The sequence below is a fragment of the Salibacterium aidingense DSM 18341 genome (genome assembly GCF_000429685.1).
GTDB lineage: Bacteria > Bacillota > Bacilli > Bacillales > Marinococcaceae > Salibacterium > Salibacterium aidingense.
Genome location: NZ_AUCI01000025.1, coordinates 14,479 through 31,068, shown reverse-complemented (window position 1 = coordinate 31,068; position 16,590 = coordinate 14,479). Strand labels below are relative to the sequence as shown.

19 protein-coding genes are annotated in these 16,590 nt (G+C 46.4%); 2 read left to right on the top strand and 17 right to left on the bottom strand.

Annotation, left to right across the window (positions count from 1 at the left end):
- Window positions 1–52: 52 nt before the first annotated feature.
- Together G475_RS0118430 and G475_RS0118425 are read left to right on the top strand one after the other, a co-directional pair.
- Window positions 53–1,057 (top strand): FecCD family ABC transporter permease, encoded by a 1,005-nt coding sequence (locus G475_RS0118430; RefSeq protein WP_233275815.1) that lies wholly within the window; start codon window positions 53–55, stop codon window positions 1,055–1,057.
- On the top strand, window positions 1,057–2,079 hold the full coding sequence (locus G475_RS0118425) for a FecCD family ABC transporter permease (RefSeq protein WP_035711856.1): 1,023 nt from the start codon (window positions 1,057–1,059) through the stop codon (window positions 2,077–2,079). Before G475_RS0118430 ends, G475_RS0118425 begins: the two co-directional genes overlap by 1 nt.
- Window positions 2,080–2,245: 166 nt before the next feature.
- Here G475_RS0118425 and G475_RS0118420 read toward each other — a convergent pair whose 3' ends face one another.
- From G475_RS0118420 to G475_RS27575, 17 genes are all read right to left on the bottom strand, one after another.
- On the bottom strand, window positions 2,246–3,445 hold the full coding sequence (locus G475_RS0118420; RefSeq protein WP_026702537.1) for an MFS transporter: 1,200 nt from the start codon (window positions 3,443–3,445) through the stop codon (window positions 2,246–2,248).
- Window positions 3,446–3,460: 15 nt separating this feature from the next.
- Window positions 3,461–4,324, bottom strand: coding sequence for a PHP domain-containing protein (locus tag G475_RS0118415; protein WP_026702536.1), 864 nt, complete (start codon window positions 4,322–4,324; stop codon window positions 3,461–3,463).
- On the bottom strand, window positions 4,317–5,051 hold the full coding sequence (locus G475_RS0118410) for a phosphonate C-P lyase system protein PhnL (protein ID WP_026702535.1): 735 nt from the start codon (window positions 5,049–5,051) through the stop codon (window positions 4,317–4,319). The genes G475_RS0118415 and G475_RS0118410 overlap by 8 nt, the downstream gene beginning before the upstream one ends.
- Window positions 5,052–5,066: 15 nt before the next feature.
- Complete coding sequence (locus G475_RS0118405; protein ID WP_026702534.1) at window positions 5,067–5,909, bottom strand: ATP-binding cassette domain-containing protein; 843 nt, start codon at window positions 5,907–5,909, stop codon at window positions 5,067–5,069.
- On the bottom strand, window positions 5,909–6,781 hold the full coding sequence (locus G475_RS0118400; RefSeq protein WP_026702533.1) for an alpha-D-ribose 1-methylphosphonate 5-phosphate C-P-lyase PhnJ: 873 nt from the start codon (window positions 6,779–6,781) through the stop codon (window positions 5,909–5,911). The genes G475_RS0118405 and G475_RS0118400 overlap by 1 nt, the downstream gene beginning before the upstream one ends.
- Window positions 6,762–7,871, bottom strand: coding sequence for a carbon-phosphorus lyase complex subunit PhnI (locus G475_RS0118395; protein ID WP_026702532.1), 1,110 nt, complete (start codon window positions 7,869–7,871; stop codon window positions 6,762–6,764). The genes G475_RS0118400 and G475_RS0118395 overlap by 20 nt, the downstream gene beginning before the upstream one ends.
- A gap of 144 nt (window positions 7,872–8,015) precedes the next feature.
- Window positions 8,016–8,618, bottom strand: coding sequence for a phosphonate C-P lyase system protein PhnH (gene phnH / locus G475_RS0118390; RefSeq protein WP_026702531.1), 603 nt, complete (start codon window positions 8,616–8,618; stop codon window positions 8,016–8,018).
- Entirely contained in the window at window positions 8,608–9,042 is a 435-nt protein-coding gene (gene phnG, locus G475_RS0118385; RefSeq protein ID WP_026702530.1) for a phosphonate C-P lyase system protein PhnG, read from the bottom strand. Before phnG ends, phnH begins: the two co-directional genes overlap by 11 nt.
- Before the next feature lie 14 nt (window positions 9,043–9,056).
- Window positions 9,057–10,247, bottom strand: a complete 1,191-nt coding sequence (locus G475_RS25605) for an alpha-D-ribose 1-methylphosphonate 5-triphosphate diphosphatase (RefSeq protein ID WP_051302693.1) — start codon at window positions 10,245–10,247, stop codon at window positions 9,057–9,059.
- Window positions 10,248–10,283: 36 nt separating this feature from the next.
- A complete protein-coding gene (phnE, locus tag G475_RS0118375; RefSeq protein WP_026702529.1) occupies window positions 10,284–11,081 on the bottom strand; it encodes a phosphonate ABC transporter, permease protein PhnE in 798 nt (265 codons plus the stop codon).
- 19 nt (window positions 11,082–11,100) lie between these two features.
- Window positions 11,101–11,856, bottom strand: a complete 756-nt coding sequence (gene phnC, locus G475_RS0118370; protein WP_026702528.1) for a phosphonate ABC transporter ATP-binding protein — start codon at window positions 11,854–11,856, stop codon at window positions 11,101–11,103.
- Between the two features lie 18 nt (window positions 11,857–11,874).
- Window positions 11,875–12,792 carry a PhnD/SsuA/transferrin family substrate-binding protein gene (locus tag G475_RS0118365; RefSeq protein ID WP_051302691.1) on the bottom strand — a complete coding sequence of 306 codons (918 nt, stop codon included), beginning with the start codon at window positions 12,790–12,792 and terminating at the stop codon, window positions 11,875–11,877.
- Window positions 12,793–12,866: 74 nt separating this feature from the next.
- The gene (locus G475_RS0118360; protein ID WP_026702526.1) at window positions 12,867–13,589 is read right to left on the bottom strand and encodes a GntR family transcriptional regulator; all 723 of its coding nucleotides are present in this window, start codon (window positions 13,587–13,589) and stop codon (window positions 12,867–12,869) included.
- A 149-nt stretch (window positions 13,590–13,738) separates the two neighbouring features.
- Window positions 13,739–15,019, bottom strand: a complete 1,281-nt coding sequence (locus G475_RS0118355; protein ID WP_026702525.1) for a TRAP transporter large permease — start codon at window positions 15,017–15,019, stop codon at window positions 13,739–13,741.
- Window positions 15,016–15,534 carry a TRAP transporter small permease gene (locus G475_RS25600; RefSeq protein ID WP_051302689.1) on the bottom strand — a complete coding sequence of 173 codons (519 nt, stop codon included), beginning with the start codon at window positions 15,532–15,534 and terminating at the stop codon, window positions 15,016–15,018. Before G475_RS25600 ends, G475_RS0118355 begins: the two co-directional genes overlap by 4 nt.
- A 22-nt stretch (window positions 15,535–15,556) precedes the next feature.
- The gene (locus G475_RS25595) at window positions 15,557–16,441 is read right to left on the bottom strand and encodes a C4-dicarboxylate TRAP transporter substrate-binding protein (RefSeq protein WP_051302688.1); all 885 of its coding nucleotides are present in this window, start codon (window positions 16,439–16,441) and stop codon (window positions 15,557–15,559) included.
- A 5-nt stretch (window positions 16,442–16,446) separates the two neighbouring features.
- A complete protein-coding gene (locus tag G475_RS27575) occupies window positions 16,447–16,590 on the bottom strand; it encodes a hypothetical protein (protein WP_169728537.1) in 144 nt (47 codons plus the stop codon).

The window sequence follows — 16,590 nt, the reverse complement described above, 5'->3', positions numbered from 1 at the left end:
GAAGTGAGCTATCGTGACAGAGAAAGAAAGAGAACAGGCGGCTGAAAATAAAATAAAACAAAAAGGACCGGCCGGGGCGGTCCTGATTCTTGTGCTGGGAACCGCAGCTCTGGTACTCGGGCTTGGTCTCTCGATTTCGTTTGGGGCTGCTTCTATCAACCTTGGAACCGTTTGGGAAGCGTTAGTTGCCTTTAATCCGGACGTCACGGACCATCAAATCATCCAGGAAGTTCGTCTGCCCCGGGTGCTAAGCGCTGTGTTTATCGGTTCGTTTTTAGCGGTGTCCGGTGCGATTATGCAGGGAATGACGAGAAATCCGCTGGCGTCTCCGGCCATTCTTGGTGTGACGGACGGCGCAGCGTTTGCCATCGCACTGGCTTTCGCTTTTTTCCCGGGTACCTCCTACATCGGGTTGCTGGTATGGTCCTTTGCAGGAGCAGGGCTGGGGGCCCTGCTTGTATTTGGAATCGGAATGTTTGCAAAGGGCGGTATCACTCCGGTGAAATTAGCATTAGCCGGAGTGGCGGTCGGAGCGATGCTGAGTTCTTTCTCTTCCGCTATTGGGATTCATTTCGATGTGGCACAGGATATGGCGTTCTGGTTTGCCGGCGGGCTGGCCGGTATGCAGTGGATCAGCATTCAAATGCTGATCCCGGTTGCTGTTATCGGACTGGGTCTTGCTTTTTTTATTTCACGGGCTATTACGATTCTCAGTCTGGGGGAAGAAGTGTCCAAAGGACTGGGACAGAAAACGGCATTAATAAAAACCTTGGGGATTATTACGGTGCTGCTTCTTACCGGTGCCGCAGTGGCGGTCGCGGGAAGAATTGGTTTTATTGGATTGGTTATACCGCATATTACCCGATTTTTAGCCGGAGTGGATTATCGCTGGATTATTCCCTGCTCTGCCGTATTAGGAGCGCTTCTTCTTGTCCTTGCTGATTTAGGGGCAAGAATGGTAAACGCCCCCTATGAAACACCGGTAGGAGCCATCACCGCCCTGATTGGCGTGCCTTTCTTTCTTTATCTGGCCCGCGGAGAAGGGAGGGGCCTCTAATGGATATCAACCGTATTCATCGAAAGCGGTTTGTAACCGTGGTGACGACGGCAGCGGTGCTTATTTTGGCTGTGTTTTTAATCAGCCTTAACCTGGGAAGCTATCCCCTCTCTCCCGCTGAAACACTTAAAACCCTTTTTGGCAGGGGGTCTGACGAGGCATCGCTCGTTTTATTCAGTTTCCGCCTGCCAAGAATGGTGCTGGCCTTATTGGTAGGAGCCGGCCTGGCCGTATCAGGGGCGATTCTGCAGGGAGTGGCCCAGAACGAATTGGCGGAACCGGGGATCATTGGGATAAACGCTGGAGCCGGCCTGGCGGTTGTCCTCTTCATTTACTTTTTTGAAGGGGCCATGGGCGAAATGGGCGCCTTTTCGATTTTTGCCATGCCCTTTTTTGCTCTAAGCGGTGCTCTGCTGGCTGCTTTCTTCATCTATATTCTGGCCTGGAAGCAGGGAATTTCACCGGTGCGGCTTATTCTGGTGGGAATAGCGGTGAACGCTGGATTTAATGCTATGCTGATTGTGTTTCAGCTCCGCATGGAACCCAATGATTTTATGCAGGCGATGGTGTGGCTGTCCGGCAGCATCTGGGGGGCGAATTGGAGTTTTGTCTTATCGGTGCTGCCCTGGATTGCTCTTCTCATTCCGGTTACACTGATCAAAGCCAAGCATTTAAATGTTCTTTCCCTCGGGGATTCAATTGCGACAGGGTTAGGTACAAGAGTGGAAAAAGAAAGAAGAGTGCTGCTTGTGGCAGCAGTCGCTCTCGCCGGGGCATGCGTTGCCGTCGCCGGAGGAATCGCCTTTCTCGGACTGGTAGCTCCCCACCTGGCGAGAAGACTCGTCGGCCCGATGCATCATTATCTTATTCCGACGAGCGTTGCAATTGGAGCGTTGTTATTGCTCTCAGCCGATACGATTGGAAAAAATCTGCTGGCGCCTTCTGAAATTCCGGTAGGCCTTGTAGTTTCTGCCCTGGGCGCTCCTTACTTTATTTATCTACTTATGAAAACAAATGGGTGAGCAGGAAACAGGAAAAAATCCATCTCTGGCAGGAACAAAAACCATCCTTTTTAGAGCCGCACTCTTTCAGGATGGTTTTTATGGTCTATATCAATGGTTTGCTTAACAGGAGATCCGCTGCATGTGGGGCCATGCCTTTAATTGTATAGGTAAACAGCTATTGGATTTAGGCCTGCCCGGTGTATGCTTCCTGATCTTCAAGCTTTTTCATTTTCGCCGTCACTACGGTAGTGATGCTTAAGATAAAAAAGGACCCATAGATGACGCCCTGCCAGCCAAAAGAGGACCACAACACTCCGTAATACAGACTTCCAAGACTGCCTCCTATATAATAGGCGGTAAGATAGAGACCGGAAGCACTCGCTTTAGCGTGTGTGGCAAACCTTGTCACCCAGGAGCTCGAATTGGAATGGGTGAAAAAGAAGCCAAAGCATAAAAGGAATAGGGCTGCAATGATATAGGGAAAGGAGGGAATGAATGTTAACACTAAACTGACCGCCATACATCCCATCCCGGCGAACATACAGATTGTCTGCTTCCATTGCTGCCCGGCTTTCCCGGCCAGCGTAGAGCTGATGGTTCCTGCACTGTAAGTAAGATAAAGGAGCCCGAGTACGGCAGTGGACACATGGAACGGATCGGTACTCAGGTAATACGTAATAAATGTAAAAATCCCCATAAAAAGTAAGAAATGAAGGCCGCCGATAATATATGCATTTCGCAGCAGCGGATTTGCCAGGTGGTCTTTATTGTCCTGCAGGATCGTTTTCAGTTTAAAGGGTCTTGCCTGAAATTCCTTTGAAGCGGGAAGGAGAAAATATACCATCAGAAAAAGGGCAAGACTCAGCCCTGCCATTACGAGAAATGCCCCTCTCCAATTCCATATGTCCGTTAATACACCGCTGAAGACACGTCCGCTCATTCCCCCGAGACTGTTACAGCTTATATAAACACCAACCGCGACCGTCATCGCCCGGGCTGTGTACTCTTCGCTGATATAAGCCATGCCTGCGACCGGAATACCGGCGAGCCCGGCCGCCTGAAACATCCGTCCTGTCAGCATGATTTCAAAGCCGGGAGCAGCACTGATGATCAGGGTTCCAACAGTGCCGAGCCCCATGGCAATAAATATAATGTTACGGCGCCCGAACGCATCGGATAACGCCGTATATATAAAGAAGCTGATGCCGAGTACGAAGAGGGGCACCGAAATTAAAAAGCTGGCGGTTGTTTCAGTTACCTCAAATTCTTTTGAAAATAAAGGCAGCAGCGGCTGCGGGAAATACAGATTGGCAAAGGTCATCAAAGCAGAAGCGCCAAGTGCCAGGGTCGCCTGCCAAAATTCTTTCGTTTTCACATCTATCATACATAACCCTCTTTATCAGGGAAGCGAAGAAAGCGCAGCTTGAGAAACAGCTTTTTCCTTTAACGCAATCATGGCGTTCAAACCAGGGTTTTTACTTCCCAGTTCGTCGTGATGCTCCCCGTATAGTCCATGAAAATCACTGCCTCCGGTTTCAATCAAATTATAAGTGGAAGCATAGTAATGTGCAAGCTGTTCGACATGGGCATCATGCAGCGGGTGCCATACTTCAATCCCCTCGAGGCCCAGCGCCACCCATTCCTGCACCGCATCAAAATTATTAAATTGGCCGGGATGGGCAAGCACAGGGATGCCGCCTGCCTGTTTAATCGTTTGGATCGCTTCTCTCACATCAATATATTCCACGGGAACATAAGCTTCTCCAGGTTTGTTTTTGACGCTGGAAAAAAGCTGTTTGTACAGGTCTGTATATATGCCGTTTGTGTACCCTTTATCCCACAGAGCATGCATAATATGCTGTTTATAGACCCCCGTTCCTCCTTGAGCGTAAGATTGAACGAGCGGCCAGTCAATGTTATAACCGAGATTCATAATTTTTTCTACCATCTTATAGCTGGCTTCATGCCTGCGGGCTACCATCGGATCGCATATTCTCTTCAGGGGTTCATGATAGGGGTCGATATAATACCCTAAGATATGCGCCCTTGTGTTTCTTTTAAAATCATAGGCAGACATTTCGATGCCGGGGATGATGGTAATTTCATATTTCTCTCCTATTTTTTTGGCTGGCTCCAGCCCTTCCATCGTGTCGTGATCCGTAAGAGCTAAATGAGTTATCCCTTTTTCCCTGGCGAGCTCCATGATATCCACAATATTCATAGAGTTATCTGATATTTTTGTATGACAATGTAATTCAATCATTTCTGTTCAACTCCAATGCTTCTTCTGTTCCGGTGAGCTTACCTTCCTTCATATGATATTTTTTATCTACTACGGTGTCCATAAATGTCAGGTCGTGAAATATGCCGATCATGGTAGTGCCTGCTTCTTTAAGCTGGTGGATCATATGCTTGACGTATGCTTTGGAATGCTCATCCAAGGAAGCTGTCGGTTCATCCAATAGTAATAATGCCGGTTGTTTCACCATAGCTTTTGCTAAATTCAATTTCAGCTTTTCTCCGCCGCTGAAAGTATCGGGATAGGTATCCCATAAATACTCCGGTAAATCGAACTGATACAGCATGGCGCTTCCTTCGCTCCGTGCTTCTCCGGGACTATATCCCATTTCAAGGAGGCTTTCCATCACAGTTTCTAATGCGGTGACCCGGGGCATTATTTTTAGAAACTGGGACACATAGCCGATTTCATTTTTCCTGAGGTAAAGGATTTCCTGCTCGGATGCTTGGGCCAGATCTATTGTTCCAGTGCTGTTGGAACGATAATACATATGACCGCTGGTGGGGAGATACGTACGGTAAAGTGTTTTTAGAATGGTCGATTTTCCTGCCCCGCTTTTGCCGGTTATTCCGGCAAATTCTCCAGGGTTGACAGTAAACGAAATATCTTCGCACCCACGCAGCGTTCTTGTTTCTTTTTGGTGGAGTTCAAATGTTTTGGTTACATGATGGCATTCTATTCGTGCACTCATATATATCTCTACTTTCTATATAAGAGATTGGACCAGTAATTGCGTATAAGGATGCTGGGGGTCTTCCAGGATTTGATCGGTTAACCCGGTTTCTATTATATCTCCGTCTTTTAGAACCATGGTACGGTCTGCGAGCATGCGGATGACACTTAAATCATGAGAAACGATAAGGATAGATACATGAAACTCCCGCTGCAGCATACGTATTAAATCCAGTACTTTGGCCTGCACCGATAAATCCAGGCCGGTAGTGACCTCATCTAAAAATAGAAGAGGAGGCTGATTGGCCAGGGCTTTTGAAATTTGGACGCGCTGCTGCATTCCGCCGCTGAAGTACCGGGGACATTCGCTCATGCGTTCGATGGGAATATCTACTTTTTCAAGCAGTTCTTCTGCTCTCTGGTCAATAGTACGGACATGTCGATAATCCGCAGCAATGAGTTTTTCTGCTATGTTTCCTCCACTGGAAAAATCCATTCTCAGCCCTTCCCATGGGTTCTGGTAAACCAACCCCAAAACATGATCTTTAATATATTGTTTTTCCTGGCGGGAAATGGTGAGCGTATCCGTGCTTCTCTGATCATAATCACGCATATAGACGGCACCGCGGGTGGCTTCCTGCTCAAAATGCAAACAGCGCATGAGGGTACTTTTCCCGGATCCACTTTCTCCAACAATGCCAAGGATCTCTCCTTGAAACAAATCAAAGGTCATATCTTTGCAGGCCCAGATGGTTCCGCAGGCTGCACAAATATTGGAAGGAAGTTTCTGTTCGTCACAACTACTGCATCCAGGACCAAAACGTTTGGATAGGTGTTGAACAGAGAGCACAGGTTCATGTTGGATCGTATCAAACATTACTGGATTCTCCTTTCGGCCATCCGCTGATGACAGTAACCAGTGTCTGAGCAGCTGTAGGTTTTTTGTCCAGTCTCGTCATCGATAAACTCGTCGAGATATACATTGTCGGCTCCACAATTTTTACAGCTCGCCTTCCCGAAGTTTTCCGTAGTAAAAGGAACATCGTCAAATGCCAACGGAGTAACCTGGGTATGCGGAGGAATCGCGTATATTTTTTTCTCCCGTCCGGCGCCCAGAAGACACAACGCCTCTGAATGGTTTAATTTAGGAACATCCCACCGCGGCAGGGGGCTCGGAGCAAATAAGTATCTTTCGTGGGCGGTACTCGGGTAATCGGCGCTGATGGAAATATCCCCCCATTGGCTGATATCTTCGTATAAATGCAGCCACATGCCTTTATAATCCTTGTCGGCGTGAAGCTGTTTCACTTTCTTCTCATGACTTTCCACTTTCTTCAGAGGATCCGGCTGCGGAACCTGTAGAATCAGGATTTGATCTTTTCGAAGTGGAATTTCCGGGATGCGGTGCCGGGATTGGATTAAACTGGCCGCTTGCGAATCCCTTGTCATCTCCACCTGTGTGCAGGATTGGATTAAATGACGGATGCTGACCGCGTTTACGCTGTCATCGTGGCCCTGATCGATCACTTTGATCGTGTCGCGGGAGCCGGCTAATGATAAGCTAAGCTGCATGCCCCCGGTCCCCCACCCTTTTCCAATGGGAAGCTCCCGGGAGGCAAAAGGGACCTGATAACCGGGAATAGCGACAGCTTTTAATGTAGAACGCCTGATTTCCCGTTTGGAACCTTCATCTAAAAAGCCGAAATTATAAGCGGAAACCCTGAATCGTTTACTGCTTTCGGGACTCATCTTCCGGCTTCCCTCCTTCCTCTTCCTGAAATTTTCTTAAGCGGTTTAACTGGGCCTGGAAGGTAACGTAATGAGGCATTTTCATATGAGAAATAAAGCCGGAGGAATCGACGCTGTCTATATGAAGCAGTACAAATTCTTCGTCGTGCACCGGAGCCTCTCCTTCTGTTGCCAGGCTGTGCTCTAACACAGCCATGGAGATTGCTTTTAATTCATTGTGCCCAAAGACAAGCCCGTATCCAAGATTAAGCCCGCCGGCTTGATTATTTATGGTCTCTGTAAAAGAGTTTACCGTTTCGACTTCGGTCAGCATCGTTTCCCCTATGTAAAGGCTCTCGTTTTCACGGCCGGGGTATTCGATTTCGATATCTGCATAGCCGACTCTTAATTCCCCAATCGTAGGATGGACTTTACCGTGACCCCGGACAGCGCTGTAAGCCAGGGCTGACATGGCTCCGGTTTCCCCGCGTGCCAAAGACTGCAGTCTTGCCGACCTGCTTAAAGGAAATGCAGGTTTCTCCCGTGTAATATCGACCGGCTCCTGTTCCTGCTCCATTTCTGAGTCTGCCAGTAAATTTTCTGCTTTCAGCAGTTCTGTTACTTTTTTGAACGAGGGGGTTTGCTCAACCTGTTCTGAATCAATATCTACAGCCTCCAGAAACTCAGAAAAGTCTTCTTCTGTTTCTTCTCGTAAGCTGAAGTTTAAGAGGCGGTGGGTATAATCATAGGTTGGGCCTAAAACTTGGCCGCCCGGAATATCTTTAAAAGTAGAGGAAATACGACGGATCAATCTCATCTCTCCCGGATCTACTGTTTTCGTATAAAAGTTACGGGAGAGCGTGGAGCGGTAGGCTCTTAATAAAAACGCGGCCTCTGCCGGATCTCCTTCCGCCTGTTTCAAGGCAAGAGAGGCATGGTCCGGTGCATAAAGCCCTCCTTCTCCCATAATCCGGTCCACAAGAAGGCGCATCTGTTTTTCGATTGTTTCGGGATGAAGAGGATGGCTGGACTGCCCTGTCCGGTAGTGGTGCAGCAGTTTCTCTGCTTCTTCAATGGCAGTTTGTCCTCCAGTGACGGTGACATATCCCACGCTGAATCACCCTTTCTCTAATAAAAACTCGCCCTCTCCTAAGCAGAAACTGAAGAGGAGGCAATACAAAAACCGTTTCGTCTAAAGCTGGTTTCCTCCCTTATACGGAGCCGGTCTAGAACCTGTCACGGCTTCCCGGGACGCTTATGCTTTTCTTATCCGCGTTGTCCTCGGAATGCTCAAGATCTCTGCCGCTTGAGAAACGAAAAAGAAGTCGATGCCTAATGGGAATTCCTTATTAGCGCGTTGCCGGGTTTTCTCCCAATTCTCCGGCAGCCCCTCGATAGGGACCTGGGATTCAGAAGCAATGCCGGGTCCGCTTAATATATAGGGAGCCCCGTTGGTGGCAGAAAAGCTCTTCACTTGTATCAGGAGAGTGGCACTGTCATGTGGATCGATCAACGTTCCTTTTTTTATCGTTTCGATCACCTCGGAAAATGAGGGAACGAGGGAGAGATCATGCATTAAAATATAGTCCGCCTGGTCCAGCGTTTCCACCCGGCTCCCCGTTTTTTGCTGGATATATGAGGAGAGCTTCGAGAACTCCGGCACCACAGCAAAACTGGTTTCGCCGTCCAAAATAGTGAGTGCCATGCCTATCAGGCCTGGATTCACTGGTGAATCAGGAAGCTTGGTTAAGACTGTTTTGATGTTGGAGATGGTGCCGGGGCGGGAAACAGCTTCCAGCATCTCCCGGTAAATGAGCTGGGAATCGTGAACAAGGTCAAATGCTTGGTCACCTTTCATCAAATCCCTCCATGGTGTCAAATTGAACCCGGCTGGCTTCGGCATTTTTTGTTTCGGAAAGTTTTTCTTTTTCTATTCGTGCTTCTTCCTGGATCAGTCTATCCTTCCAGGAAGAGATTTCCGGCAGCTCTGCATTAAACGCAGCATCGATGACAGCCATGTAAAAGGAACGATCCGGCTGTTCTCCCATGACAATACCAAAGCCATGAAAGTGGTGAATCGTTACTTTACATTCCGTAACAAGAATCTCGCCGTTATAAAAATTCAGGCCGGACACCGAGTCTTTTGTTTTCATAAGAACGAGACTTTTTTGTGGTTTTGTTTCCAAACTTATCTGATAGTTTTCTTCTATTTGATTAGAAAAATCTTCAATAAAATCTAATGATGCATGAACGAGGATTCTGGACAAGCGTGCTTTTTTCAAAAGGCCACCTCCGGTTAAGAATGTACGCTGTTGGCTGGATTCCGCACATTTCCTTTTCTCTGCACGAAATTCCACTCTCCATTTACCATGACATCTGTAACGGAAACACGGTCTTCAGGCGTATGTTCGACCAGGCAAAGGTCGGCTGTTTTTCCAGTTTCTAACGAGCCGAGCCAGGAATCTACCTGTAATGCCTGAGCAGGATGCAGCGTAGCAAGAGCCACAGCCTGATGGAGCTCCATCCCCTCGTTATGAAGATGGAAAATAGAGGGAAGCAGAGAATAAGGGTAGTAGTCTGAACAAATGATAGCGGCGAGTTCCTTTTCGACAGCCTCTTTCGCAGAGATACTGTTTTTATGAGATTTTCCACGGATAATATTAGGAGCTCCAAAAACGGTAAACATATCGTGGTCTACGGCATATTGAGCTGCTTCGGTGGTAAGAGGAAACTCGCTGATCGTAACGCCTAACTGCCGGAACTGTTCTACGTGTTCTTTTGTTTCGTCATCGTGAGAAGCCACTGAAATCCCCTGGTTTTGTGCGGTATTGATTAACTTCTTCCATTTAGAAGGATCAATCAACGCTTTTTTGGAACGTGCGTCTTCCGCTAACTGAAAGACTTCTTCTTCTGTTAATCCCACCGTTTTATCCAATTGATACGGACTGTCATATTGGGAAGAATGGTCCATGATAGAAAGAAGATAGACGAGTTTTTGTTCTATTAAATCGTTAAGGACGGTCAGCCCTTCTTCATTCGTGATTTCATAGCGGACGTGAAGGAAGTGCCGCAGGCTGGCATCCCTGCTGAGCTGAAGCTTTTCAATCTCACGTGCTATCTTCAGTCCATTCTCATTGGAACGCAGCCCTTCTTCTCCATTAAAGGATACCGCATGCAGCATCGTAGTTATCCCGCAGGAGAGCAGTTGGGGCTGCATAGCCTGGAAGCTGAAAGAGAAAGGGAACAGGGCGTTTTTACGAGGATTAATTATTTTTTCGAAAGCGTCACTGTGGGTATCAATCAGGCCCGGCAGGACGTATTTATCCTCAGCATTCACTGTCTCATAGTTATCAGATTGTAAATGAAGGGTGGAAGAACCGTCTGTTTTCTCGATGTCTTCAATGATTCCGTTGGAAAGGACAATGTTTCCTTTGAACGTTTCCCCAGGTGTGACGATTGTTCCGTTAGTAATAATAGTCTGATGCATGGTGGTTGAACCTCCTTATCTATACAGGCAGAAAAATTAAATAATTTTACTGCGGATCCAGGCAGAAAGCCTTTCTATCATAATGACGATCAGAAAGATAATTAAAATGATCGTTAACGCCTCATCGTAAAGCAGCATTTGCATGGAGGTTTGCAGCTCTACCCCAATACCGCCGGCACCGACAAGCCCTAATACGACGGCGGAACGTATAGCCTGTTCTAAAGCAAATAATGTAGTGGCGGTAAAAGAAGGAAGCGTGGCAGGAAGCAGAGCGCCGGTCACAATTGCAATAATCGGGGCTCCGCTTACTTTTAACGAATTGATCGGCCCCTCGTCGACTTCTTCAATGCGCTCGGAAAAGAAACGTCCGCAAAAACCAATAACGTCGACGGTTATGGCAAAAATCCCGGGGGCCGGACCAAGCCCGATGGCTACTACGAAAATCAGTCCCCAGACAAGGTCGGGAATAGCACGTAAAAAAGAAATAAAGGTCCGTGCTCCGACATATAAACTTTTATGAGGCGTTGTATTTTGAGCAGCAAGCAGGGCGATTGGTATACTTAGTAATGCACCGGTCAATGTACCGATTACAGCAATTTCCAGCGTTTCAAATGCAGCAATCAGGACTTCGTTTAATCTATTTACATTAGGAGGAAAAGCATGGGCTATAAATTCTGCCAGCCTTCCCGCTCCTTCAAAGAGTCTGGCCACTGTCAATTCACTTCGATCCAGACCATGGACGATAATAAGAATAAGAGCTATTCCTAATATCCATGTCAGTACGGAAGGCTTTCCCCATCTTTTAGGCATCTCTGCCCGTTGTTTATGTTCCATCCCATCACCCAATCATTTTTTACACAAGAACAGCAGATTTGTTGTATAACTCGTTTAAATGCTGTGTGTTCGTATCATAAGAAGAAGTATCCATCACCAGTTTTCCGCCTTTTAATCCGATCAGCCTGTCCGCATATTTCTTTGAAATCTCTAATTGATGCAGCACGGAAACCATGGTTACATGGTTTTGCTTGATAAGAGACGTTAATAAATGCATGATTTCTTCACCGGCCTGAGGATCCAGGCTGGCAATGGGTTCATCGGCAATAACAATATCAGGCTGCTGCATCATCATTTTGGCAATGGCCACTCTCTGCTGCTGGCCGCCGGATAACTGATCCACTCTTTTTTTGGCGCTGTGTTCCATCCCGACATCTTCCAGATAACTCATAGTCAGTTCCCGGTCATAACGCGAAGCCGTCTGCGGCCACCAGCTTAAAAAGTTTTTGGTCCGGCCCATGGTTCCAAATAGGACATTCTGAAAAACCGATAGATTTTGAACGAGATTTAGATTTTGAAAGACAAACCCGATACGCTTTCTCACTTGCTGTAACTTTTTAGTGGTAATATTGTTCAGCTCTGTGTCCCCGATCTTAATGCTCCCTGTTGTGGGTTTTTCCAAACCGACGATGGTTTTAATAAGCGTAGATTTGCCGGCTCCATTTGGGCCCAATATGGTGACATGTTCCCCCTCATTAACTGAAAACGAGACGTTCTCCAACGCGGCATGACCATCTGAAAACTTTTTGGACAAATGATTCACTGATATTTGCATAACGTCTCCCTCTTTCCTTTAGTCTCCGACGAATTCAGTCAGGTCGTTCACACCAATCGCTTCATACATTCCGCGGACATATTCATATTGGCTGTCGTCCGCTTCGATAATCTCCGACTCTTCGTATTTTTTGTTTTTACTGCCGTCGGCAATAGAATCAACCAGGGCCTGAGCGTTATTGCTCATGCTTTCCTGAATACGGTTGATCTGCTCTTCCGATAAGGTATTACTGTTTGCAATGAAAATATCGTTTGGCAGTTCCCGTCCTTCAAAGATACGAAGCTCGTCCATGGAAAGGTCATTTGAGTCGGATTCGGCAAAGCGCTGAAGATCATCGGGAAGGTTGCCTCCCCATGCCTCTACATCCCCGTTAGCAAAAGCGGTCAGATCGGCATCGCCCAGCATTTTTATATCAACATCTTCCTGCGGGTTTATCCCGTTATCCATGAGAATTTTGGATGGTCCCAGATGCCCGCTTGTGGATCCAATATCAGACATACCGATGGAGGCACCTTCTAAATCTTCAATAGATTCGTAATCACTGGATTTCTTCACAGCGATGGCAGACCGGTAACCGGGACGTGTTAACCCCACCAATGGAGCAATATTTGTGGTTTCGTTAATAATAATGTACTCTGCCGGCCCGGTTAGAACTAAGTCAGCTTGATCTGACTGGAGGGCGGAAACGGCAGCTGTCCGATCGGATACGGGAAAGAGCTCCACCTCTTGTTCCAGAATATTGCTTAATTCTTCCTGAAATGGTTCAAAGTTTCGTTTTAACTCTTCCATTCCTACTAAATCGGTCACAGCAAATGTTATTGTTTCATCCGCGCTGCTATTATTCTGCTCTCCAGATACATCATTTTCCCCGCCGCAGCCACTCATAAGGAAGATAATCGTAAAGACGGCGAAAAAAACATTCACACTTCTCAACATCGAGTCTTCCACTCCTTTGTAATATTTTTAGGGAATTCTGTCTTGGCACTAATTTCAGAGCTTTTCTTCTTCGGTTAAAATTCAATGAAACAGGTGGCCATGTCACTCCGAATTTTGGCATTGGCCAGTTCGACGGGCGCCCCGCCTGGGTGATTCATCACGCTTTCAATATGAATAATCGGCACGTTTTCCGGTGTTTCCAAATGCTGACCCTCTTCGATGGACGGAAATTCCGCAGCCACCGTAGAAAAAGACCGAAGAGGGGTGAAATGATACGTTTCTTCCAGCATTTGATAAAGGGAATAAAAGTGGTCCAACTGCTTTTCAAGGGCGGGGACTTCTTCGGCCGGCAGCACCGATGTGGTTAAAGCCATTGGATGTTCATCCGCACTGCGAAGTATATGAAGTCGGTATACTAAACTTTTCCCTCCCAGCTGCAGTCTGTCGGCTTCATATTCAGTAGGGGGTTCTTTGGACCATTTCATTAGTTTGCTTCCAAAACGTTTTCCAGTTTTCTCCACATTTTTAGAAAAACAGGTGCGGGAAGAAAGATGAAATGGGATTGGTTTTGGCCGTTCATTGACAAATGCTCCTTTACCTTGAACCGGGGTGACCCACCCGAGATTCGTCACACGCATCACTGCCTGCCGTATGACAGACCGGTTGGTTTGAAATGTTTCCGCAAGCGCATGTTCCGAAGGAATCTTCTGCCCGGGCTTGTAATGATCATGTTTAATCTGGCTGATAATATAATCGGAAACTTCAAGATGCAGGCTAGAAAAGCTTTCCAGCGCCATCCGTTATCACCTCCTGTCCAACTAGTTATACCGTAACTTGTTAACAAGTTGAGTTAGTTAAGAAGAGGTAAAGTTTTATAAAGAGTGTATTAAAAAGGGGAAGAAATAAAAAAACAAGCTGTGTGGTCGACCACAGCTTGTTTAGGAAATTAACGCATTAATAATTCGGGGAGGAATAAGGTAATCTGGGGAAAGATGGCCAGCACCATGACAAAAAGGATGATGGATAATATAAAAGGGACAGATTCTTTCATATAATCATATACAGAGACGTTCGATAATGAACAAACCGTATACATGGTTACTCCGATAGGAGGAGTCATGCCGCCCATCGTTACGATGGTCATCATTAATATGCCGAAATGAACCGGGTCTACGCCGATATTGGTCATGATCGGCAGAAGAATAGGGGTTAACAGCAAAGTATTTACTGTTGCTTCCATCACCATCCCGGCTATTAAGAGAAAGAATAAGACGACAAGAATAATTAGGAATGAGTTATCCGTGAATGCCAGTATGCCTTGAGTGGCCTGCTGGGGGATGCGCGCTGATGTAATGACATACCCTAAAATAGAGGCAGCAGCAATCATGAGCATAATGACGGCATTATCCTCTACCGTATTTTTCAGGACTTTGTTTAACTTTTTCCAATCCAATTCCCTATAAATAAACATTCCCACCAAGAAAGCATAAACGACCGCAAAGGCTCCGGCTTCTGAAGCGGTAAAAACGCCGAAGCGGATTCCGACTATAAGGATGACCGGAAAAAGCAGGCCCCAGAAGCTTTCTTTAAATGTCCGCAGTACGGTTTTGAAAGAAGCCCTTTCGATATTGGCCGGTTGATAGTTTCGTTTTTTGGAAATGATGGTGGACGTTATCATTAAGGTAATGGTCATTAAAATGCCTGGTACTACCCCCGCAATAAACAGCTGGCCGATCGATACTTCGCCTACGAATCCATATAAAATGAGACCGACACTTGGGGGAATCGTTGCTGTGATTAAGGCACTTAACGCAATAACAGAAACAGAAAACCCGCCCGAGTATCCTTTTGTGATCATTTGGGGTGCCATAATCCGGCTTTGCATGGCAGCATCCGCATTGGCTGAACCGGAAACCCCGCCCATCATGGCACTCAAAATGATAGAGACATGGGCAAGGCCGCCACCCATATGACCCGTTAATGCGTTAGCAAAATGAATTAAGCGTTCCGTTATCCCTGTGGCATTCAGAAGGTTCCCGGCCAATACAAAGAATGGCACTGCCAGTAAAGGGAAAGACTGGGTTCCGGATGCAAAGCGTTGGATAGCTAAATTAATAGGAAGATTTGGATCGAGTATAAAATAAATCAATCCAGATATACCAATAGAAAAAGCGATTGGAACATTAAGAATGATTAATAATACAAAGGAAAGAACAACCCAGATCACGATAGCATCCCCCTTGAATTGCCGTCTTCTTCATCGGTGATGGATGGATTTTTGTTTCTATTGAACCAAAAAGAGATCCATTTCATCAATAACGTTACCAGCATTAACGTACATCCTGCCGGGACCGAAGCTGTAATGTAGGAATAGCTGAGCGGCAGAATCTGCACGCTGCGCAATGCATGATCGGCAGCATGCTGTGTACCATAGAAAATAATAACAATCAAAAAACAGGCAATGAGACTGTCTGTAAATACGTTTACAGGCGTTTTTAATTTGTCCGGCAGCCTGTTTGTGAAAACATCTACACCGATGTGCCTGTTCTTGCGCATGGCTTGATTAGCTCCTAGAAATATCAGCCAGATAAATAATAATTGCCCCATTTCTACAGACCAGGCAACAGGGACTCCCAGCCATCTAACCATAGCGGAGTAAAAGACTAAGATGACAATGGATGCGAGCAGCAGCTTGGTGATGATATCTTCAATTCTTGTCAGAACAGTGGCTAGATGTTTCATGAAGAGCCCCTCCTGTTAAAAATTACTCGTTTTCAATGATTTCTATAATCTGCTCTCTCAGTTCCGGATACCCCTCGAATTCTTCGTAGACATCTTTAGTCGCTTCTTTGAAAGGAGCGGTGTCCGGTTCTGTAATGGTCATACCTTCTTCTTCCATCTTGCTTTCATACTCATCAGAACTATCCATCACGGTTTCAGATGCATATTGGCCGGCTGCCTTTGCTTCCTCGTTCACAATATCCTGGTATTCCTGCGGCAGGCTGTTAAACCAATCTGCTCCGACAACCAGGCCGGTGATGAGCTGAATATGATTTGTTTTGGAATAATTATCAGCCACTTCGTAAAGACTGGCTCCGTGGGTTGCAGAGTGCTGCGCTTCTGCTCCGTCAATAACTCCCTGCTGGATGCCGGAGTATACTTCCGCCCAATCCAGTCCGGTAGCATTTGCTCCCATGGATTCAATCGTCTTTGTGAAAATGTCAGCTCCAATTGTTCTTAAGTTCAAACCATCTAAATCTTCCGGGGTCTGTACCTCTTTGTTACTGATAACGTGTCTTGCACCTTGAAACCAATTGAACGAGAGAATCTGCAGATTATTTTCTGCTGCCAAGTTCTCTTTCCATCCAGCAAATAAATCAGAATTTGTAACTTTTTGAATTTGGTCATAATTCTCAAAAAGATAAGGTCCCTGCAATATACCAATTTCGTGTTTAAAGTCTGACATGATAGCAGCATCAGCGAGTGTTCCGACGTTCGCGCCGGACATCGCTTGTTCTTGTATTTCCGGCGTATCTCCCAGGGAAGAGTTCGGGAATAATTCGACGGTTAAATTACCATCCGTTTTTTCTTCTACGTTTTCTTTAAACTGTTCTAATCCTTCGTACATCGGATCGTTTTCAGAGACCACGATCCCTACTTGAAGTCGTAAGATTCTCCGCTGCTGCCGCCTTCCGATCCTTCCGCGTTTTCTCCGTTATTTTCCTCGGAGTTTCCCCCGCCGCAGGCAGCAAGAAATAGCAAACTACTTAAGATAAAAACAGAAAAATATTGTTTCAT

What these genes read in the sequence shown, in the direction of transcription:
- phnH (WP_026702531.1), bottom strand. Translation starts at nt 8,618, where the DNA reads ATGAAAGGTGACCAAGCATTTGACCTTGTTCACGATTCCCAGCTCATT.
- G475_RS0118360 (WP_026702526.1), bottom strand. Translation starts at nt 13,589, where the DNA reads ATGGCGCTGGAAAGCTTTTCTAGCCTGCATCTTGAAGTTTCCGATTAT.
- G475_RS0118425 (WP_035711856.1), top strand. Translation starts at nt 1,057, where the DNA reads ATGGATATCAACCGTATTCATCGAAAGCGGTTTGTAACCGTGGTGACG.
- G475_RS0118400 (WP_026702533.1), bottom strand. Translation starts at nt 6,781, where the DNA reads ATGAGTCCCGAAAGCAGTAAACGATTCAGGGTTTCCGCTTATAATTTC.
- G475_RS0118420 (WP_026702537.1), bottom strand. Translation starts at nt 3,445, where the DNA reads ATGATAGATGTGAAAACGAAAGAATTTTGGCAGGCGACCCTGGCACTT.
- phnE (WP_026702529.1), bottom strand. Translation starts at nt 11,081, where the DNA reads ATGGAACATAAACAACGGGCAGAGATGCCTAAAAGATGGGGAAAGCCT.
- G475_RS0118365 (WP_051302691.1), bottom strand. Translation starts at nt 12,792, where the DNA reads ATGTTGAGAAGTGTGAATGTTTTTTTCGCCGTCTTTACGATTATCTTC.
- G475_RS0118405 (WP_026702534.1), bottom strand. Translation starts at nt 5,909, where the DNA reads ATGTTTGATACGATCCAACATGAACCTGTGCTCTCTGTTCAACACCTA.
- G475_RS0118410 (WP_026702535.1), bottom strand. Translation starts at nt 5,051, where the DNA reads ATGAGTGCACGAATAGAATGCCATCATGTAACCAAAACATTTGAACTC.
- G475_RS25600 (WP_051302689.1), bottom strand. Translation starts at nt 15,534, where the DNA reads ATGAAACATCTAGCCACTGTTCTGACAAGAATTGAAGATATCATCACC.
- G475_RS27575 (WP_169728537.1), bottom strand. Translation starts at nt 16,590, where the DNA reads ATGAAACAATATTTTTCTGTTTTTATCTTAAGTAGTTTGCTATTTCTT.
- G475_RS25605 (WP_051302693.1), bottom strand. Translation starts at nt 10,247, where the DNA reads ATGCATCAGACTATTATTACTAACGGAACAATCGTCACACCTGGGGAA.
- phnC (WP_026702528.1), bottom strand. Translation starts at nt 11,856, where the DNA reads ATGCAAATATCAGTGAATCATTTGTCCAAAAAGTTTTCAGATGGTCAT.
- G475_RS0118415 (WP_026702536.1), bottom strand. Translation starts at nt 4,324, where the DNA reads ATGATTGAATTACATTGTCATACAAAAATATCAGATAACTCTATGAAT.